At 51.7% G+C, this 20,498-nt stretch carries 16 protein-coding genes, 1 pseudogene and 2 other annotated features; of the genes and pseudogenes, 7 read left to right on the top strand and 10 right to left on the bottom strand.

What is annotated here, in order from left to right; translation table 11 throughout:
• Positions 1-1,867 (bottom strand): annotated as a pseudogene (locus tag AC6RNO_RS32270) (hypothetical protein); the annotation flags it as partial.
• A 324-nt stretch (positions 1,868-2,191) separates the two neighbouring features.
• The gene (locus tag AC6RNO_RS32265) at positions 2,192-3,748 is read right to left on the bottom strand and encodes a 2-isopropylmalate synthase (RefSeq protein ID WP_497107925.1); all 1,557 of its coding nucleotides are present in this window, start codon (positions 3,746-3,748) and stop codon (positions 2,192-2,194) included.
• Between the two features lie 235 nt (positions 3,749-3,983).
• Positions 3,984-4,247 (bottom strand) — a binding site (T-box leader).
• Between the two features lie 39 nt (positions 4,248-4,286).
• Positions 4,287-4,530: a binding site (T-box leader), on the bottom strand.
• 242 nt (positions 4,531-4,772) lie between these two features.
• On the opposite strand from AC6RNO_RS32265, the gene AC6RNO_RS32260 reads away from it, so the two are divergent.
• From AC6RNO_RS32260 to AC6RNO_RS32240, 5 genes are all read left to right on the top strand, one after another.
• Positions 4,773-6,131, top strand: coding sequence for an extracellular solute-binding protein (locus AC6RNO_RS32260; protein ID WP_497107924.1), 1,359 nt, complete (start codon positions 4,773-4,775; stop codon positions 6,129-6,131).
• A 70-nt stretch (positions 6,132-6,201) separates the two neighbouring features.
• Complete coding sequence (locus tag AC6RNO_RS32255) at positions 6,202-7,146, top strand: ABC transporter permease subunit (RefSeq protein WP_497107923.1); 945 nt, start codon at positions 6,202-6,204, stop codon at positions 7,144-7,146.
• A 3-nt stretch (positions 7,147-7,149) separates the two neighbouring features.
• On the top strand, positions 7,150-7,992 hold the full coding sequence (locus tag AC6RNO_RS32250) for an ABC transporter permease subunit (protein ID WP_497107922.1): 843 nt from the start codon (positions 7,150-7,152) through the stop codon (positions 7,990-7,992).
• Between the two features lie 40 nt (positions 7,993-8,032).
• Positions 8,033-9,841, top strand: a complete 1,809-nt coding sequence (locus tag AC6RNO_RS32245) for a histidine kinase (RefSeq protein ID WP_497107921.1) — start codon at positions 8,033-8,035, stop codon at positions 9,839-9,841.
• Positions 9,838-11,460: a response regulator gene (locus tag AC6RNO_RS32240; RefSeq protein ID WP_497107920.1), complete on the top strand. Its 1,623-nt coding sequence runs from the start codon at positions 9,838-9,840 to the stop codon at positions 11,458-11,460. The genes AC6RNO_RS32245 and AC6RNO_RS32240 overlap by 4 nt, the downstream gene beginning before the upstream one ends.
• Before the next feature lie 49 nt (positions 11,461-11,509).
• Here the strand turns inward: AC6RNO_RS32240 and AC6RNO_RS32235 are convergent, their stop codons facing one another.
• Positions 11,510-12,772 (bottom strand): M48 family metalloprotease, encoded by a 1,263-nt coding sequence (locus tag AC6RNO_RS32235; RefSeq protein ID WP_497107919.1) that lies wholly within the window; start codon positions 12,770-12,772, stop codon positions 11,510-11,512.
• 169 nt (positions 12,773-12,941) lie between these two features.
• Between AC6RNO_RS32235 and AC6RNO_RS32230 the strand changes: the two genes are divergently transcribed.
• The gene (locus AC6RNO_RS32230) at positions 12,942-13,388 is read left to right on the top strand and encodes a GNAT family N-acetyltransferase (protein ID WP_497107918.1); all 447 of its coding nucleotides are present in this window, start codon (positions 12,942-12,944) and stop codon (positions 13,386-13,388) included.
• Between the two features lie 215 nt (positions 13,389-13,603).
• Here the strand turns inward: AC6RNO_RS32230 and AC6RNO_RS32225 are convergent, their stop codons facing one another.
• The 3 genes from AC6RNO_RS32225 to AC6RNO_RS32215 all read right to left on the bottom strand — a co-directional run bounded on the left by AC6RNO_RS32225 (position 13,604) and on the right by AC6RNO_RS32215 (position 16,217).
• On the bottom strand, positions 13,604-14,890 hold the full coding sequence (locus AC6RNO_RS32225; RefSeq protein WP_497107917.1) for an RCC1 domain-containing protein: 1,287 nt from the start codon (positions 14,888-14,890) through the stop codon (positions 13,604-13,606).
• 771 nt (positions 14,891-15,661) lie between these two features.
• Positions 15,662-15,958 carry a nucleotidyltransferase family protein gene (locus AC6RNO_RS32220; protein WP_497107926.1) on the bottom strand — a complete coding sequence of 99 codons (297 nt, stop codon included), beginning with the start codon at positions 15,956-15,958 and terminating at the stop codon, positions 15,662-15,664.
• Positions 15,921-16,217 (bottom strand): nucleotidyltransferase family protein, encoded by a 297-nt coding sequence (locus AC6RNO_RS32215; protein WP_497107916.1) that lies wholly within the window; start codon positions 16,215-16,217, stop codon positions 15,921-15,923. Before AC6RNO_RS32215 ends, AC6RNO_RS32220 begins: the two co-directional genes overlap by 38 nt.
• A 156-nt stretch (positions 16,218-16,373) precedes the next feature.
• Here AC6RNO_RS32215 and AC6RNO_RS32210 point away from each other — a divergent pair, with 156 nt between their 5' ends.
• Positions 16,374-16,847: a GyrI-like domain-containing protein gene (locus AC6RNO_RS32210; protein ID WP_497107915.1), complete on the top strand. Its 474-nt coding sequence runs from the start codon at positions 16,374-16,376 to the stop codon at positions 16,845-16,847.
• 505 nt (positions 16,848-17,352) lie between these two features.
• On the opposite strand, the gene tsaD is transcribed toward AC6RNO_RS32210, so the two are convergent.
• From tsaD to tsaE, 4 genes are read right to left on the bottom strand one after another with little or no spacing between them, the layout of a single operon-like run.
• On the bottom strand, positions 17,353-18,405 hold the full coding sequence (gene tsaD / locus AC6RNO_RS32205; RefSeq protein ID WP_474682254.1) for a tRNA (adenosine(37)-N6)-threonylcarbamoyltransferase complex transferase subunit TsaD: 1,053 nt from the start codon (positions 18,403-18,405) through the stop codon (positions 17,353-17,355).
• Between the two features lie 9 nt (positions 18,406-18,414).
• Positions 18,415-18,945 carry a ribosomal protein S18-alanine N-acetyltransferase gene (gene rimI, locus AC6RNO_RS32200; RefSeq protein ID WP_474682253.1) on the bottom strand — a complete coding sequence of 177 codons (531 nt, stop codon included), beginning with the start codon at positions 18,943-18,945 and terminating at the stop codon, positions 18,415-18,417.
• A 2-nt stretch (positions 18,946-18,947) separates the two neighbouring features.
• Positions 18,948-19,730, bottom strand: a complete 783-nt coding sequence (gene tsaB, locus AC6RNO_RS32195) for a tRNA (adenosine(37)-N6)-threonylcarbamoyltransferase complex dimerization subunit type 1 TsaB (protein ID WP_497107914.1) — start codon at positions 19,728-19,730, stop codon at positions 18,948-18,950.
• Between the two features lie 38 nt (positions 19,731-19,768).
• Positions 19,769-20,251 (bottom strand): tRNA (adenosine(37)-N6)-threonylcarbamoyltransferase complex ATPase subunit type 1 TsaE, encoded by a 483-nt coding sequence (tsaE, locus tag AC6RNO_RS32190; RefSeq protein ID WP_474682279.1) that lies wholly within the window; start codon positions 20,249-20,251, stop codon positions 19,769-19,771.
• Positions 20,252-20,498 lie beyond the last annotated feature (247 nt).

Below are 20,498 nucleotides of genomic sequence, written 5' to 3'. Positions count from 1 at the left end.
GCTCGTGACGGCGCTGCAAAGCCGCCGTCACGCCGAGGACGAGGGCGCCGATCAGGACGCCCATGTACTCGTTGCCGATGCCGTAGTAGCGGGCGCCGATCATCGGATCGTAGCCGAGCACGGAAGCTTTCATCGCGTGCGCGTCCGTCATGCCGTCCGCCGTAATCAGGGCGGCCGTGCAGCATCCGAGCGCGATCATGGCGCCGGATAAACTTCTTTTTTCCAGCGCGTACGACAGTGGCAGCAGAACCGCGGCAAATGCCGCTGCAAGCCAGACCATGGCCCCGCTCGCTCCAGCCGCTGCGGCCAGCGGCCCAACCGCATAGCCCATAAGCAGCAGAACGCCAGGAGCAGCCAGCACAGTCATTAACGCTGTCCGAATCAAGCGGCGCACCTTCAAGCCTTGCCGAACGATTTTTGCGTGCACGAGAGCAATATACAGCAGGCTGACCAGCAGCACGGCAATTTCATAGGAGGCAAACGGATACAGCAGCAGCGGCCGCAAGCGGTACACCGTTTGAATGCCGGAGAGCTGATCCAGCAGCTTCGGCAGCGACCGCCCCTCTTCACGCACGGTAACCGCTTGACCCGTCATTCCGGCCCCTTCCCGGATACCGAACTCCTCCAGCAAAGAGGCAGTGAAGTCCTGATACGTAACGATCCCCGTTCTCCGGGTCGATTCCGAAGCCAGCAATCCTCCCATTCCCCCCGGGGAATAGCGAATAAGCGGAGACAGCAGCAGCTTGTCTTTGGCGGCATCGCGCCCCACCTCGGGCGAGAACATCCACAAATGCATTCCCGCATCCATACGCCCAACCAGTTCACCCAAAAAAGCATCGATCTCCGACAACACTTCCCGCTGAAGATCCCGAAACCGCTCCTCTCCGTAGCTCCCTTTATCCGCGTACAATCTGTACAAGTCTCCCAGTTCAAGCAGCGTCACGCCGAAGAGTGGGGGTTGTGGGGGTTGGGGGTTTTCCGGGTTTTCCGGGTTTCGCGGGTTTTGCAGGTTTTGCAGGTTTTGCAGGTTTTCCCGGTTTTCCGGGCTTTCAAGCCTTTCCAAGCTTTCCGGATTTTGCAGGTTTTGCCGATTTTCCGCCGGAACCGCCTTATTTGCGGCCATGCCGTTCTCTTGCTCCCAGTCTTTAAGCAGTTGTGGATAATTGCTTTTCACGCCGAACGGTCTGTCCACAGCTTCCGTCAGGGTTTCTTCCCCGACTTGTCCGCTGTCCACAGCGCCATTAGCGTCCATGAGCATAAGCGCCGCGTATCTCCGCAGCTTTTGCTCGTCCCGGCCTGCTGCGCCCAGATCGCTGCTGCCGAATACGGATCGGCGGACGCCTTGGCTTTTGAGCAGCCCGCCTAAAGTTCCTGCCGCGCTTTCCGCAAATTGGCCTTTGTTCGCCTTGTGGAGCATGCCGATTTTGGGCACGAGCAAGCCGCCGCTTGTTTCCGCTCCGGACCGCCCCGAGTATCGCAGCAGCAAATCCGCCGCATTCGTTCCCTGCCACGCCTGAGAGGCCTCTAGCGCCTGCGCTTCAACGGACCCGACAGCCGTTTGGCCGGCCCCGATCGATGCGTACACATCCTGCATCCTTCTGTTCGGCGTACGAATATTCATCGCTCCGACCGCAGCCTGATCCAGCAATCGGGCAAGATGGGGAAGTGCGGATAACCGTTCCGGCTGCAGCTCCAAAAAGGAAAATCCCGGTATCGAAACGACCGTGACCTGTTTTGCCATACACCCCCCTTGCCCGGCCCAGTCCGTACGATCAACCGGTTGGACCGTGACTGCGGCTGCCGCTGGGGATGCATTCAGCAATAACATGGCGATGCCGGCAAGCAAAGCTCGGTTTCGGCATTTCATGCGCATGTCCCCCCGTTTTTTCATATAGCATTTTCATCCAAAAGCCAACATATTCGCAGCGGCACGCCTCGGCCTGACCCGCCCTGTGGGATTATTCACTTTTCCACAGCTTTATGCACAAAAAAAAGAGGCATCATATGCCTCTGCATCAAGCTTTTTTGCTTTCTCCACATTTTTATCCACATTATTCACAAAAATCTGTGAGAAAGTTATTCTTTTTATTAAGATTTTGAAAACGTTGGTATCCGTAGATTTGTTGAACGTTATACACATTGTGCACATGGGTTGTGGATAACTTTACCCACATGCATTGTGAATAATTTGTTAAGCCGGGGAAGCCTCCGCTTTTACGGCTGAATTTTGCATCCGGACCGCTTGGTTGCAGGCGGATACGAATGCTTTGGCCACTGCGACGAGAACGTCCTGATCGATGCCTGTGTTTTTGAAAACTTCGCCGTCCACCGTCACGGTAACTTCCGCTTCTCCGGTAGCTCTTTCTCCTGTGGACAACGAATGCAGCTCCAGGTCGGAGAACTCAACGGGCATCGGCATCGCCTGCTTCAAGCTGTTGACGATCGCCTCGATCGGCCCTTCGCCTGTGCCGGAGTATACTTGCTCCATGCCGGTATCGTTATGGCGAACCGCGACGGACGCAACCCGGTTGCGGTCGCTGCTGCTGACTACCTGAACATGGGTCAGGGTGAACGCCTCCGCCTGCCCTTCGACCGTAGCGCCGACAAGCTCCATCAGTTGGTCGTCGGTCACGACTTTTTGCGCATCCGCTTTTTCCTTGAAGCGGTCGTACAGCGCATCCAGCTCTTCGGCAGTCAGTTCTATGCCGAACTGGCCGACGCGGTGCTTGAGCGCATGGCGGCCGGAATGCTTGCCCAGAATGATCATCGAGCGCGGAATGCCCAGCTTCTCGGGATCCATGATTTCGTACGTGCTGCGGTTTTTGAGCAATCCGTCCTGGTGAATGCCCGCTTCATGCTGAAAAGCGTTGCGCCCGACGATCGGCTTGTTGAATGCGATCGGAAAGCCCATAATGCGGCTGACCATTCTGGACGTATTGAACACTTCGCCCGGCACGATGCCCGTCTCCACGCCCATCGTCTGCTTGCGGGTTTCAATCGCCATGACCAGCTCTTCCAGCGAGCAGTTGCCGGCCCGTTCCCCGACTCCGTTCACTGTTACTTCCACATGCGTAACGCCTGCGGCGATTGCAGCCAGGCTGTTCGCTACGGCAAGCCCAAGGTCATTGTGGCAGTGGGCGCTGTACTCGACCGTGTCTCCGCCTCTGACCCCGGCGCGGACTCTGCGGAACATGCTGCCGTACTCCTCAGGCAGCGCGTACCCGACCGTATCGGGGATGTTCAAAATGGTCGCTCCCTCTGCGATAACGGCCTCCAGCACTTCGAACAAAAATTCGTCGCCGGTACGGGTCGCGTCCATCGGCGAAAATTCGACTCGATCTACGAATTGCTTGGCGTAAGCGACCATGGAGCGGGCCATTTCCACGACCTGCTGGCGCGATTTGCGAAGCTGGAAATCCAGGTGGATGTCCGAGGAGGAGAGGAACATATGAATGCGGCGCATAGCCGCGTCTTCCGTCGCCTTCACTGCGGCGTCGATATCCGCCTTCACTGCGCGGGCAAAGCCGCAGATCTCCACCGTTTGCAGCTCACGGGAAATTTGCTGCACGGCCTGGAAATCGCCAGGGCTGGAAATCGGGAAGCCCGGCTCAATCGTATCCACGCCCATTTTGGCCAACTGTCTGGCGATGCGGATTTTTTCCTCCGGGTACAGGGAAGCTCCGGGAGCCTGTTCTCCGTCTCTCAGCGTCGTGTCAAAAATGCGAATGCGGCGATTTTTGTTTTCCATAGTCAACTACCTCCAAAGTTTTTTAGGTTGTTTCATGTATATGCCATTGCTTTAATTTGAATTTTGCAAAAATTGTTTTCAGGTACTTCGGGCCGTTCTCCCGCGGAATTCGTCAGCCAGGCGGCATCGGACTGAAGATACGGACCGTTCGCGCACTGCAGTTGCGCCCTTTGGTTCCATTCCTCTTTCGCCGATTCCCTGCCTGACTGTAACAAAAAAGACCCGCCGTCTCCATCAAAGAGACGACAGGTCCAAAGCCCGGCGCGGTACCACTCTTGTTGACTTCCTGAAAGAAGCCCACCTCGGACGCCGGCGGCATCTAGGGCCGCCCGGCGTCACCCGGTCACGGAGGTTAACCGTCCATCCCTAGCGGCCTTTTCGGGCCGGTCAGGATGACCGCTTCCAAGCGAGTTCAGGGCGGCCCCGGTCTGCGTCGCATCGTCCCGCAGCTTTCTGTGCCGTTAACCTTGCCCTTACTACTCTTGTTCATCGCGTTTATCGTATATGTGAAAAACCAAAAAAGCCTGCCGTCTCTAAACTAAGAGACGACAGGCTGTGCCTTCCGCGGTACCACTCTTGTTGTTCCGAGCAAGCTCGAAACCACTCATGTACCCGATCACGGGGGTCAACCGTCAAGACCTGCCTGGCTGCCGGATCCTTGGCATCCCTATCAGTCTTACCGCTCCAGGGCGAGTTCAGGCAACGTTTCGACTGCGTCACACCAATCCGCAGCTCTCTGAGCGAAACCGTTCATCCTTACTAATCCCGTTCATTGCGTTTGAAAGTATTGATGTGATTATAATATGCGTATCTTGCAAAGTCAATACTCTATTTTCCAATTTTTTTGCGGTGACATTTTCCCGGATGGTTGGTACAATTCATTTCCCCTGGACAGTATGCGCCGTCCGGGCGCGCGCCAAGAAGGTTACCTTTTTGAAGGAACACCTTACTTTTTTTTATGTCCAATCCGGGAAAACGGTATACAATTAAAATGTAAGCGTTGACACAAATAAGGAGGGTATCTATGTTTAAAAAAAGCACCGCAGCCATGGCCAGTCTACTTCTTGTAACCGCTTTAACCGCTTGTTCTTCCGGCGGCAATCAAGCTGCGCCATCGACAGGACAAGCCGGTTCCGCCACCACTCCAAACTCCGCGGCCAAACCGGCGGACAGCGGTAAAAAGGTCGAGCTGCGCATGACCTGGTGGGGCTCGCAAACCCGCCACGATTTGACTATGAAAGCGCTCAAGCTGTTTGAGCAAAAGCACCCCAATATTACGATCAAGCCTGAGTACTCAGGATGGGACGGCTATTTTGACAAAATCGCCACTCAGGTTGCAGGCGCCAACGCCCCCGATCTGATTCAGATGGATTACGCGTTTTTGACCGATTACGCCAAGCGCGGTGCGCTGCTTGATTTAAATCCGTATATGGACAAGGAACTGAAGACGGCCGATCTGGACAAAAGCATGATTACAGCCGGTACCGTAGACAATAAGCTGTATGCCGTAACTTTGGGCGTGAACGCTCCGGCTGTCGTGTACAACGCCTCCGTATTTAAAGAACTGGGCATCGCCGAGCCTCAGCAAAACTGGACGTGGAAAGATTTTCAGGATATTTCCGCAAAAATCGCCGCAGCCAAAGGCAAGGGATATTTCGGCACGATCGATGTCGCCGGCACGACGAACATGTTCGAGCTGTTTGTCAGACAGCATGGCGCGTCGATGTTCAAAGACAACCAGGTCGGCTTTACGAAAGATATGCTGACCGAATGGTACAACATGTGGGCGGGTATGCGCAAAAACGGCAGCGCCACTACGCCCGAGATTACGGCGGCGACGACGAACGCGCTGGAGACGAGACCGATTTCCCTGGGCACCGCAGCCATGGACTTCGCTTTCTCCAACCAGGTGAACACGTTCCAGAAGGTCATCAAAAATCAGAATGACAAAATCAAAGTGCAAGTTCTGCCTCACCTTGAAGGCGAAAAGAAAAACGGCGAATATTTGAAACCAAGCATGTTCATTTCCGGCTACGCCAAATCCGCCCACCCTACGGAAGTCGCAATGGTGATCGATTTCCTCGCCAACGACCCTGACGCGGCGCAAATTCTCGGCTCCGAGCGCGGCGTGCCGATCAACGCGCAAATTCGCCAGAAGCTGAAAGCATCGCTCTCGGAAGGCGATCAGATGATCTTTGACTTTATCGATACGGTTTCCAAAAATTCGAGCAACATCGATCCGCCATACCCGCAGGGCTTTGCGGAAATCGACAAAAACTTCACCGTATCGGCGCAAAAAGTCGGCTTCGGCCAAGCTTCCATCGACGATGTCGCGAATCAATTCATCACAAGCTCGAATCAAACATTGAGCAAAAACAAGTAAGGACAGCCAACCGGTAACCGTAAACCCGCTTTACGGTTACCGTATTCTTATAAAGAAGGCGGACACGATCATGAATTCATCAACCACTTCCATCGCGTCGGCTGCACAATTGCAGGCGAGAGCGAAACGGCGTAACCGGCAAAATGGAATTGCCGCGTTGTTTCTGGCCCCCTGGTTTATCGGAGTGCTTGTTCTGACGGTAGGCCCTATGCTGGCATCGCTTTATTTTTCGTTTACCGACTATACGATTTTAAACAGTCCGACATGGGTCGGCGGCTCCAACTACACGACGCTGTTCACTCAAGACCCGCTGTTTTTGACATCGCTCAAGGTGACCTTTATCTATGTATTTTTGTCCGTTCCCTTCAAGCTGGCGATTGCCCTCGGGGTAGCCGTGCTGCTGAATAAAGGCATCCGCGGCCTCGGCATATACCGCACTGTGTACTACATTCCTTCGCTGCTCGGCGGCAGCGTAGCCATTGCCATTCTATGGCGCAAAATGCTTGGCGGCGACGGCCTGCTGAACCAGTTGCTGCTGCATGTCGGCATCCAGGCTCCGGATTGGGTGTCCAACCCGAAATATGCGCTGTATTCGATTGTTATGCTGTCGGTCTGGCAGTTCGGCTCTTCCATGATTATTTTTCTGGCCGGTTTGAAGCAAATTCCCGTAGAACTTTATGAAGCTTCAGCCGTCGACGGCGCGAAGCCCGCGCGGCAGTTTTTTTTGATTACGATTCCGATTCTTACGCCGGTTATTTTCTTTAATCTCGTCATGCAGCTCATCTCTTCCTTCCAATCGTTCACTCAGGCGTACGTCATCAGCAACGGCACAGGCGGACCGATCAATGCGACCCTGATGTATTCCTTGTATTTATACAAAAAAGGATTTTCGTTTTTCCAAATGGGATATGCTTCGGCCATGGCCTGGGTGCTGCTCGTCATTATCGGCATTATGACCGTGTTCGTGTTTAAAACAAGCCAATCCTGGGTGCACTATGAGGATGGAGGGAAATAGCTTATGGAAACGACAACGGGCAGACTGCCCATTCTCAAGCATGCGCTGATCATCGCCATCGCTTTCGTCATGCTGTATCCCGTGCTGTGGATGCTCGGCAGCTCCTTCAAGCCGGCCAATCAGATTTTCACGGAAATATGGATCTGGCCCAGACAATGGGTGCTGGACAATTACTCGAAAGGCTGGGCAGGCGCAGCCGGCAATCCGTTTTCCGCCTTTTTGACCAATTCGCTGATCGTCTCTATATTCGCTGTGATCGGCAACGTCATTTCCTGCTCCATGGCCGCTTACGCATTCGCCAGACTTGACTTCCGCTTTAAGGCGCTGTGCTTCGGACTGATGCTAATGACCATTATGCTGCCGCATCATGTTACTTTGATCCCGCAATATATTTTGTTCAACAAGCTGGGCTGGGTGAACACCTTTTTGCCGTTAATCGTGCCCAAATGGCTTGCAACGGACGCGTTTTTTATTTTTTTGACGATCCAGTTTATCCGCGGTTTGCCCAGGGAACTTGACGAATCGGCGACGATCGACGGCTGCGGCCCGATCCGGATTTACACCCGAATCATTATTCCTTTGGCGCTTCCGGCGCTGATTACGACGGCCATCTTCACCTTTTTGTGGACGTGGGACGATTTTTTCAGCCAGCTCATTTACTTGAGCGAAGTGAGCCGTTACACGGTTCCGCTCGGTTTGCGGCTGTTTCTGGATGCAAGCTCGCAGTCGGATTGGGGACCTATGTTCGCCATGTCCGTCCTGTCGCTGATCCCCTGCTTCGTTATTTTTATCGTCTGTCAAAAATATTTTGTCGAAGGAATTGCGACATCCGGCATTAAGGGCTAAAATCGGAATTAATTTGCCTACAAGAATGGATGATACTAGCATGATGCGAGCGCTCTGGATGCAGATGAAGGCCGTTTTGAAGCGGAGCAAGCTTTCCACGTTGATGATTACCTGTTTTATATGCTTGAACCTGCTCGTGCTGATCGGCATTATCGGTCTGGCCTATCAGGCTTTTTCCGGGGTTACTTTTACCGAAATCAGCAGGGCCAGGCTTGCGCTGCTCAATGAAAACACCCGCCGGGGCTTCGATTTTATTACGAACGTCTCCGGCATCGCCTACTCCACGGTAAGCAACAAGGAAATCGTCGAAAAGCTGGAGTCGCCGCATCCGAGCAAATTCGAAATCGTCAGCAACCGGCGGGACATTTCGGACATTTTGCATCACTCCCTTGTGGTCAACAACGGTATCTCTTCGCTTGAAATATATTCCGACGCCTTCAACGCCGCTCCCTACAGCGCCACGGATCTCGTCTTTCCGACCAGTCAAATATCGGGGAAATCCTGGTTCGGCAAACTGAAACAGGCGGACGCGATTTGGCTGTCGGAGCAGGAAAACGACGTGCCCGATTCGCTGATCGGCTACGTCCAGCATCTGTTCAACAGCAAGGGCGAGACGATCGGCTACGTGCTGATCCGCATGTCGGCCGCCGATGTGCTGCACAAATTCGCCGACGTTCCGATGTCGCTCGACGGACAGGTGCTGCTCGTCGACACAGCCGGGAAAGTGATCGTGCAGGTCAACGATTCGACGGCGTTCGATCAGGAGCCCGTGCCGGACGCCGGCTGGCTGTCCAAGCATTCGGACGGGCTTAGCGACGGCTCCGAGATTTATCAAAAAGGCGGCCAGTCGTATTTGGTCATGTTCTCCAAGCCAAGCACGGTGCAGTGGCGGCTCGTCCAGATCATTCCGGTGAGCAAGCTGCTGGCCAGCACCCAAAAAGCCGGCTGGTACGTACTCGGCATCGGCGGGCTCAGCCTGCTCGTATCCGGGGTGCTGGTCTATGTGTTCGTCAAAAACATGATCACGCCGCTGCGCCGGATGATGATCGAGATGAAAAAGCTGGAGCGCGGGGATTTCCGGGCCCAGGTGAAAAGCTCGTTTACCGAGGAATACGTCCAGCTTTCCTTCGGCTTCAATCACATGGTAACCCGGCTGCAGGAATTGATGGAGAGCGTGCGCACGGAAAGCAAGGCGAAGCGCGAGGCGCAGACGAGCCTGCTGGAAGCGCAGATCAAGCCGCATTTTTTATACAATACGCTGGATATGATCCACTGGCGGGCGCTGGATTACAACGCGCATGATATCAGCTTTATGATCAATCAGCTCGGCAAACTGCTGCATATCGGCTTAAGCGGGGGCAAGCTGTTCATCCGGCTGCGGGACGAGCTTGAACACGCCCGCTGCTACGTCAGCATCCAAAAGGAGCGGCTGCCTTTTGCCATCATCTTTACCGAGCATATAGAGCCGCACATGAAGAGCTACTATATACCTAAAATTATTTTGCAGCCGATCATTGAAAATGCGGCCATTCACGGCAAGCCCAAAGATCCGGCCGAACCTCTCGAAATCCGGCTGGACATCGGCGAAATCCAGGGGCCCGGCCATTCGAAAATGCTGGAAATCCGCTTGAGCGACAACGGCGAAGGCTTCCCTGAAGGTTGGGATATGGAGAAATCCAAAGGGATCGGAATCCGCAATGTGCACAACCGCATCCAGCTGTTTTGCGGCCCGCGCTTTGGTTTGCAAATGTCCAACAGGGAACCCCGCGGGGCTCTCGTCACGATTCTGCTGCCGGTCATCGAAAGCGAAGAGCAGTTAAAACAATGGTTGGATGGTGAGAATTCATGAGATCAATTTTGCTTGTCGATGATGAGGAAGCTATTCTCAAAGCCTTGTCCAAGCATGTCGATTGGGCCTCGATGAATATCCGCATTGCCGGAACGGCGAAGGACGGCATAGAAGCTTTTGAAGCTTACAAATCGCTCCGGCCCGATATGCTGATGACCGATGTATTCATGCCGAGCATGGACGGCATTCAGCTCGTGCAGTCGATCCGGGGAGAAAACGCGCACATCCCGATCATTATTCTGAGCGGCTACGAGGAATTCGAAAATGCGCGCCAGGCAATGCGCTGGGGCGTGAATCATTTTTTGACAAAACCCTCCAGTGTAAGCGAGATTGAAGCGGTTGTGAAAGAAATTAACCAGGAGCTGGATGTGATCGAGCAAAAGCAGCGGCTGGAGGAGCACTACAGGCGGGAAATCGGCCTGATGCTGCCTTATCTGCGGGAAAAGCTGTTTTTCGAAATTTTAACGACCCGCTATTCCCCAGGGGAGCTTCCGCCGGAACGGTTGGAATATTTGGAAATCCCCCGGCCGCAAAAGGTGATTGCCGTCAGCCTGCGCATCGCGCGCCCCTCCTTCGCCTCGAAGCTAAAGGAACGCGACTGGCAGCTGCTGAAATTCGGCGCGGGCAATATTGTCCGGGAAATGATCAAGGAAGAGCTTGCCGCCTATCCGGACCTGAGCGGTCATGTGCTCGATTATTCCGATCACCTGTTTGTTCTGCCGCTGCTCAGCGGGACGGCCGATCAGGAAATTTTGTACGGCGCGGCTGAAATAATTGCCCAAAAGACCATCGAGAAAATCAGAATTTATTTGAAAATCGAAGCTTCCGCCGGGGTCGGCTCGGTAAAAAACAGCCTGAACGAGCTGATCGACTCCTATCTGGAGAGCCGGGAAGCGCTCGAAGCGCTGGAGTTTCACGATTCCAGCACCGTGTACCAGTTCCGCGACTACGTCGAGTACCAGACGGCTGCGGATCATTTGGCTCCGCTGCTGCATCACTGGAGCGAAGCGCTGGCCGCAAAGGATTGGAACAAAGCCGGCGAAATCTGGCAGTCGATTTATGACCGCATGCTGGGCGGCCCGGGGATTTCCCTCACCGACATCCAGACGGTATGCGTGACCTTGTTCAGTTCCTTGACCCAGTACTGGAACGATCAGTTTCCGCTGATCGAGCCGCCGCGCACGATGTCGCAATTTTTGCAGGAAATCCAGCAGCACTATACGCTGAAGCCTCTGGCCATGTGGATGAACGGTTTGGTGAGCGAGTGGATGCAGTGCGCCGCGCAAGAGCTATCGGGGAAAAAGAGCAATCCGCTGGTAAGCAGCGTCAAACAATATGTGGAGCAAAATTACATGCGGGAGATCAGCTTTGCGGCCATCGCCAAAGATTTGTTCGTCCATCCGAAATATTTGAGCGCGCTGTTCAAGCGAGTGACCGGGGAAAATTTCGTCACCTATTTGAACCGTTACCGCATCGGCAAAGCGATCGAACATCTGCAATCCGGCCAGCATATGGTCTACGAGGTAAGCGAAATGGTCGGCTTCAACAACACGACATATTTCAGCCAGGTGTGCAAGCTGATTACGGGCAAAAGCCCATCCGATTTTTTCAAGCCGTAGGCTGCCGCCAGCCGCGGCCCAATGGCGGCACTGGCTTGTAAAGGCTCTATTACTGCATATACTGCATGCGATAATTCGCTAACAATGTACTCTCAATAGGCGCTTTTAGTGTGTTTAATTCTTGAAGCAGTGCTTCATATGTTTCTTGTTTCAATTCATATAAAGGCTGTGAATCATCTAATGATTGAATATAGATTATTCGGAAACCTGTAGGCGGATGGGATGCATCCAGTCTTGAACCGGATGCTGCTTTGATACGTTTAATTCTTTCCAACTCTTTAGCGGGCATATTATGGATGTACTCCTGCAGCGTTTCAAAAAAATGGCCATCTTGCTTCGTATTGATCACCTTTAATACGGAAAATTGAAACATTTCTCGCAAATGCAGCTTGTGAAGCAAGGACATCTTGAATGTTTTACCTGCAGTTATTGCTGCATACTGATCAGCCAAATACTCGGCACGCTGGGAATTACGCCAGTTCAGATGGCAAAGGATATAAAGCCATAGTTCAATCACTTTGGTTGCGAACCAAAGTACGGCATTAGGAATTATCATAAAGATGCTGCCCCTTACATCAAGAGGACGCATTATTTCATGCCAACCGTTCAATGTATCAATGGCGGTGCCAACCACAAGTCCACGCTTCGAGTCCCCATTGATTCCATGAGCGAGTTCGTGAGCAACCAGTGCGACGAATTCTTGCTTATCAAGTATCAATAACAATGGCAGGCCGAGGCGTACGATTTTTTTTCGTTTAAATCCTGCTTGGTAAAATGATGCATTGAACTCCTCGTTGATTATAATTCCGGAAACCTTGTTCGAATTCATGCTGATTGCAATATCATCAATTACTTTATACAAAACCGGAAAGTCGGCTCTTGAGAGTGTGTTTCTTTCCAGCTTTGGCAATTGAGGTTTCGCATACCAAGCGAACAAAAGAATCACAAAGCTTAACAACATCATTATCCAGTTGGGGTAACTTTGCACAAGCAGGTAAACACCAATCAAAAATGCACCAATACTTAATACATGAACACAAGCTGCTAATAGCAGCGTGCATATTTTGCTCAATGACATAGAAGAAACTTGATGTTTTGATTCAATAAATGAGTTAAGCAAATTGAGACCAAGCTTATTCCCGATTGATAGATAAACTTTTTCAAATAGATCAGCAGGCTTAGTCAAGAAAGAATCAGCTTGCAGATTCCAGTTACAGTGTTCACACCACAGGGCATAACCTTTTGTTAATGCTATAGGCTTTTGACATTCGGGGCACTGCTTCTCAGATGTGGATTCTGACGATTTTGACATGGAAGGCTCCTTTCTCGACAGCAGATATCACTTCATCGAATTTCTATTTCTGCCAAGCTTATTCCTCCCAAAAAGATTCAAACTTATAGAGACTTTTCTCATCCAAGAATTGAATAATAATTCGTTATGGTGTATATTTATTCATCATAAACAATTAGGAGGAGCCCCCATGTCTCTTGTCATAAGAAACGCCGAGCCGGATGACGTAAACAATTTAACCGAGTTAATGTATGAATACATAGTTGGTTTTTATCGAAAACCTAGACCGGACATTGAAAAGATACATCGTTTGATTCAAACTCTTTTAGAAACTCAACTGGGTATACAATTTGTAGCGGAAAAAGACGGAAAATTAGTCGGATTCGCTACGTTGTACTTTACATTCAGCACAATGAAAGCAGATAAAATTGCTTTAATGAACGATCTTTTTCTCATTGAGCCATACAGAGATACAGAAGTTGAATCACAATTGTTTTTAAAATGTCAAAATTACTCGCGGGAACACGGCTACGCTCATATGACTTGGATAACAGGTACTGATAATAAACGAGCTCAACGTTTTTTTGAAAAAATGGGGGGCGTTCAAGGGGATTGGATTAATTATTCCATAATCTAGGAAAGGCGTTGCGGTTCCGGGCCATATATGCGAATTAATACGCTGTTTTAAAGCCATCCGGCGGTCTTGAAACGTATTTCAGCATCTTCCATTACCGAGAGCATCTAACCGCCATAGAAAAGCAGATGGATGCCCTCGCTAATAAAATGGAAGAGTATACAATTATTCAATCCATTCCCGGGTAACAGCCCCGATCCCCGATCCCGACATCAATTCTAATCCAGTTTCACTTGGATCGGGTTCGTGCGTGAAGTCGTGGTTCCATCCCCCAATTGACCGGAACTGTTCACGCCCCAAGTCCAGACGGTTCCGTCCTTCTTAACCGCAACGGTGTGGCTGAATGAGCCGGCGATAGCAACTACATCCTTCAAACCCTCGACACGCTTCGGTTCTGTCGGGAATGAAGTGGGGTTACTCTCAAGGCGGCCCCCCGACACCACGTTATTGGGCCCAAGTGTCCAGACGGTTCCGTCTTTCTTAAGTACGCTGGAGAAATCGATATCAGCGACGATATCGACCACATCCTTTAAACCCGGAACCGGTGTCGGCTCGTAAATTTTCGGTTCGCTGAGGCCTAGTTGACCTGTATTGGTACCCCAACTTAAGACAGATCCGTCCTTCTTGACTGCAAATTGGCCGTACCCTCCGGATATTACTTTCGCTACATCCGTCAATCCGGGTATCGGTTCGGCGACATCATAAAACTTGTGCTCTTTAAGGCCGATTCGGCCAAGTTCATTACTGCCCCAGCCCCAGACGGTTCCATCCTTCTTCAAAGCCAATACGGCATCTTGACCGACGAAGAAACTTTGAACCGCAATACTCGCGACATTGCTAAAGCCCTTGATTTGCGAAATATTGGCAGGGTCAATGTTCAACAAGTTGGCAATTGACGTATCCTTATTCCATTGCCATACCGTACCGTCTTTCTTCAGAATGATCAATTTATTATTCGTTTGTGCGATGGAAACCGCATCATGGACGCCTTCAAGCTTCACTGGCTTTCCGTGGCCTGCAGCATATTCCGAAGACAAAGAAGGAATCGGCACCCAGACCCAGACGGTACCGTCTTTGAGCATGGCTGCTTGAAAGCCGAATCCGGCTTCAAACCTGCTTACATCGTGTAATTCGGGAAGTTGCTGCGGTTCTTTTCCTTTCTCGAAGTAGGAGCGGTTCGGATCCGGACTCGTCATCCATCTCCATACCGTTCCATCCTTTTTAACAAACATACTGAGCCCTCCGGGATACACTTGGGCAATATCTTTCATCTGACCCACTCGGACAGGAGTGCTCCCATTCGGAGACCCTCCCCAGTACCAAATGTCTCCGTTGTCGTTATATGCAACGTCGACACCCCCTGTTTCTACATGCATGCGATCGGCAGTCTGCACTCCGGCGGGTGTCGATTCGGCATAGGCCGAAGAACCGAACGCAGCGGTCAGTACCGCGGCCAACAGCAATGGTCGTACAAACCGATTGTTACTTTTACTTTTTGCTTGCATGAAATGCTCCTCCTAATTGGGTGGTATAAATTCCCATAAGCAAAATCCAAATATTTAGACGCGACATATATGGAAAAAGTTTCATTGTAGTGAGTGCTCGTTCTCATGCAGAAGTAGATGCTATCGTAATCGATCTGAATTTTTCTTTCTTTTCCGCAAAAATGACCAGATGATATATGTACAAATCGAACTTATTAGCAGAGCCAAACTAATCAGGAAAAAACGATCGGCCAAATTTGTCGCATTGTTTTGTTGTATTAACATCTCTGGAGTTGGATCCTGGTAAGGGATTAGTGGGTGTATATTCATACCGGTAATGAAAGTGAGTACAGATAAAGCAAATAAGGACAGCCAAGCGATCTTTAATATTTTCATTTCTGCTTCCTTTCAGAAAACGTTAAAATCCAGACCTTATTGTAGTTGACTAAGAAATTCCCGCGTTCTTTGATTGGTTTTCAAATCAGGTTTTGGTTCAAATGTTTATTGCTCTTCAATATGTTCTTAACCACCTAAATCTTCCGGAGGAAACCTATGAATATCGGATAATATTTTCGCAAAATAAATAAGTATAGACTGATTTACTTTCATCACCGGCGAACCATCGAAACCGGTTAACAATACTTGATTGGAATTTTTCTCCAACCCCCAACCCATAGGCCGCGATACCGATAAACCTTGGTTGAACAACGCCTTCAACAGCTTATATTGACACTCAATGCTGCTCCAAGCCTCGCAATCCCGAACGTGAAATAAAAAGCCAGGCAGCCGCATTTAATCCCATGGGAGTACAGTAAGATTCGGCCAGTTCGTTTTCCACCGAAGTACTTTCTTTCCGTATATCTCTTTTGTGATTTGGGCTTTGTTTGCCCTTACAATTAAACCGAATAAATCATTTAATCCAAAAGGCGCGTACAATCTCCATGTTTCGTTTTCATTTTTTCTCAATCCGATTGCAGTAGCTGTTGTAGGCCAAGTATTAATTGCCTCTTCAAGCGAAAGATACGGAGCTATCGCGTAACCGAAATGTTGCTCATGCCATAGATGGACACGCGCTTGATTTTTTGACATCAACACTTATTGGAAGATCGCCGAACAGACCTTTGACTCGTTCTATGACCGCGCACTCCTTTTCATACGATAGGTCCGAGTCGAAATAGACAAAATCAATGTCTTTAATACCTCTATTAACCGGAAACCCGCATTGGCGGTTCCAAACACTTTGAGTTATGCAACCCGCGCCTATATAATAATGCTCTATTTTAAGTTCGGGAGCTTTTCTAATAACAGCATCCAAAACAGGATTCATCTGGATAATCGATATATTCATAGATCGCCCTCTCCTCCGGATAAGGGTATGATCCCGCACATGACTGTAAACGGTATGGGGGCATTTTAGCATTTTAAAAAAAACAAGTGATTATATTTTTATATCATGTTAGCATTCGGAATGTAAGAAATATCATACAGAGAGGACAAAGAAAATATGAATCTTAAAGTCGAAACTCTTCCAAAATATCGCATCGCGTATGTGCGACAAGTAGGTCCCTATGGCCCTGGAAACATTCATGCAATGGAAAAATTAAAAAAATGGGCCAAGGAGAAAAATCTGCTTGGCGAATCGGCTATACTGCTGGGAATTCCGCAAGATAACCCGGAAACGACACTTCCTGAAAACTGTCGATATGATGCTTGTATGGTCATTTCCAACGATTATCAAATGGATAATTCCATTTGCGAAAGTGAACTTTCCGGCGGAAACTATGTTACTTGCAAAATCAAACATACGGCAGAAGACATTCAAAAAGCATGGGCTGAAATTTTTCCGTCTTTACAAAACAGCGGATATCAAATTGACAACAAACCGATTTTTGAAAGATACACAGGCGATATGATATACAACGATTATTGCGAGATATGTATACCTGTAAAACCGCCTCGTACACAATTATTCAACTAATCTGCCTGGCCCTCCGAGCCAATCCGAGAACAAAATCCCCCTGCGGCTAGAGCTGGTGCATCTGCTTGGCAATGCAATGAGCAGAAAAGCCTGCAAAAGTGCATCCTTTTGCTCCATTATGCGCCTGCAGCGGGAAATTCCTGCAAATCTGCAGGCTTTTCCGCCCATACATGGGGTCTAGCCCCCTCATCAGCGGAAATTCCTGTACAATTGCAGGCTTTTCCCCAAGACCGACCGTTTCCATCGAAAAAACATGTACTTTCGCAGGTTTTTACGGTTGGAAGGTCGTTGTTGTACAGGCAGTCAAGCCACTTCACAGACGGCGGCACCGTTCGCTGGACGGCAAAAGAACAAGCGGCCTTGGCAAAAGGGTGGCCAGCAATCTGTGAGTATCGTGACAGCTTGACGAAACGTTAAAAAGGGGTGAGCATCGTTCACCCCTTTTTACAACAAGACGCCTCGCTTGGAGGCGTCTTTCCACTCGGAGGCCGAGCCCCCGGCCGGCTTACCACTCTTCGAGCTTGAGCAGCGGCTCCGCCTTCAGGTCCAGCTCGGCGAACTCGCGCTTTCGCCACTTCAGAAACGCCGCGGCGGCAATCATCGCGGCGTTGTCCGTGCAAAGGCTCAGCGGCGGCACGAGCAGCGGCACGCCCAGCTCGCCGGCGCGCTCGGCCAGCCGGCTGCGCAGCCCTTTGTTCGCGGCGACGCCGCCCGCGAGCAGCAGCTGCCTGGCGCCGTATTCGCGTACGGCGCGGCTCGCCTTCTCCACCAAGACGTCGATGACCGACTCTTGGAAGCCTTTGGCGATTTGCGCGGTTTGCAGCGCTTCGCCGCGCATCCGGGACTGATTCACGACGTTCAGCACCGCGGATTTCAATCCGCTGAAGCTGAAGTCGTAGGAGTCCGCCTCGAGCCAGGCCCGCGGCATCTGGATCTCGTGGTCGGCTTCGCCGGCAAGCCGGTCGACATGAGGGCCGCCCGGATATGGCAGGCCCATGGCCCGCGCGACTTTGTCGTACGCTTCGCCCGCGGCGTCGTCGCGAGTCCGGCCGATGATCCGGAACTGCCCCGGGCCCTCCATATGAATGAGCTCGGTATGGCCGCCCGAGACGACGAGCGCAATCAGCGGGTACTCCAGTTCATGGGCGAGCTGATTGGCGTAGATGTGCCCGGCGATATGATGGACGCCGATCAAAGGCAGCTCCAGCGACAGAGCAAGCGCCTTCGCGGCCACTACGCCCACCAGCAGCGCGCCTACGAGCCCGGGCCCCTGCGTGACGGCTATCGCGGATAAGTCCCGCAGCGGCACTCCCGCTTCCTGCACCGCTTCCTGCAGCATCCACGTAATCGACTCCACATGCTTGCGGGACGCCACTTCCGGTACGACGCCGCCGTAGCGCTGATGCGTTTCGATCTGGCTGGACACGACGTTGGCCCGGATGATTTTGCCGTTCTCGACGATAGCCACCGATGTTTCATCGCAGCTCGTTTCGATCGCCATAATATAGACAGGCTTTGCGGAACCCGCTTCCTGTTGTACGTTCGTTTCCGTTGTCAATTGGTTCACCTATTCCATGCGGTCTCCGGCTTCGAGACCGTCGCTTCTTTTCTTGGACTTGGGCAGATCCGCCCACATAATGATCGCGTCCTCGCGGTTATCGGTATAATAACCTCTTCTTAGACCGACCGAACGGAAGCCGAGCTTCTCATACAGGCTTTGCGCCACAAAATTCGAAGCCCGCACTTCCAGCGTCATACGGATGGCGCCCAAGAAGGCCGCCGTCCGCATCATTTCACGCAGCAGTCGCTCACCGAACTTTTGCCCCCGGTACGTATGGCGAATCGCGATATTCGTCACATGGGCTTCTTCCATGATCAGCCACATGCCGCCATAACCGGCTACTTCGCCGGAGACGTCGAGAACCATATAGCGGGCGAACTGGTTGTTCGTCAGCTCATTGTGAAAGGCGCCCTCGGTCCACGGAGTCGTAAACGCTTCTTGCTCGATTTCGCAAATAAACGGAATATCTTCCAGACGCATGGAACGGAATTCGACCGAGGGTCCGGGTTCTTGCGAATGCTCATGCTGCCGCTCCATCGTCAATCCTCCCCTTTTTGCGCCTTTGCCAAAAGCTTGACTTCCGCTTCCGGCAGCTGCGTGTAGTTCGGGACAAAGGAATGAACGTCATCCTTTTCCCCATTTGCAAAGCGAGGAAAGGCCAAGCGGCCGATATACTCGGCTTCTATTCGGTATGCAAGCGTGCGAACCGTGCCGGTCGTCCACTGCTCCGTGAAACGCTCGATTTGAGCCGCAAAACTTTCTGTTTCGCCTACAAAAACAATTTGGCCCGGGGCCTGTCCGGCTTCCGCGGCGAGGGCCAGCAGCTGTTCGGTCCACGCGCCCATCAGCCGTATGCCGTCAAGCATCATTTCCCGCCACACGTCCGGCCCGGCTTGACCCGAGCCCGCAACGCCGCGGTCTTCATAGACCGCCGTAAACGCCTGCGTCCGTCTGGCATCCATGAGCGGCACGATCCAGGCCGGCCCTTGCGCGCCGCGGCTCTCCTGCTCTTGGGCCAACGTGTGAGCGCCTCCAAGCGCCATCGCTTCGAGGCTGGAGACACCGAGCAAATCAAGGCCGAGCGACCATGCCAATGTTTTGGCTACGGAAACGGCGATCCGGACCCCGGTATAGGAGCCCGGCCCAATTCCGGCAGCGACGGATTGCAAATCGCGCGGTCTTAGGCCGTGCGCCTCAAGCAGCTTGTGAATATGCGGAAGCAGCCCGATCGAGTGATTGCGTTCCGCCTGGGAATGCTGCTCTCCGACCAGTTCGCCGCCGCGCAGTAAGGCCACTGTCATCGAGGAGGTCGATGTATCCATAGCCAGACAATATCCTGAATTTTGTCGTGTCGTTTCTGTCATTGTAAATGTCCGTTCTCCTTCATTTGTCGGCACCAGGCCGTATACGGCTCTCCGTGCGGCGTCAGCCGGAACACGCGGGATGGATCGCCCGAATTTTCAATAAATATGCCAAGCCTTTGCTGCGGAAGCAGGTCCTCGATCAGCACCGACCATTCGATCAGCGTGACGCCGCCGCCATAAAAATACTCGTCCAGCCCCAGCTCGTCGGCTTCCTCTTGCGAAATGCGATACATATCCATATGGTAAAAAGGGAGCTGCGCCCCCTCATATTCTTTCACTATCGTAAAAGTCGGACTATTCACGATTTCACTTACGCCGATGGCTCTGCCGAAGCCTTGGGAAAATCTCGTCTTCCCGGCCCCAAGGTCGCCGTCCAGTGTAATGACCGTGCCGGGCTCCAAATAAGGTGCAAGCAGGCGGGCCAGCTTTTCCGTATCGTCTTCGCTCAGGGATTTGTATGTGTACGCCGCTTGATCCAGCTTCCTCAACTCTTTCCTTCCGTTTCCTTGTACTGCTGCTCCTATTATAGTCCTCGTCCGCAGCCGCAGCAACTCCCAAACACATTTCGCGGTAAAATAGGATGGGTAGCAACTGCCGATTCTGTCAACCGGCGTTCCCATATATATTAAGCCAATCCTCAGTAAACATTCAACTAGTGTTCACCCTGCATTCATATTGCCGTCCGATGTATATCCTGTGGGCTTTCCGCATTAGCGAATGGAAAAA

It is taken from the genome of Paenibacillus sp. sgz302190, assembly GCF_059820445.1.
This window is presented reverse-complemented; position numbering and strand designations above follow the sequence as displayed.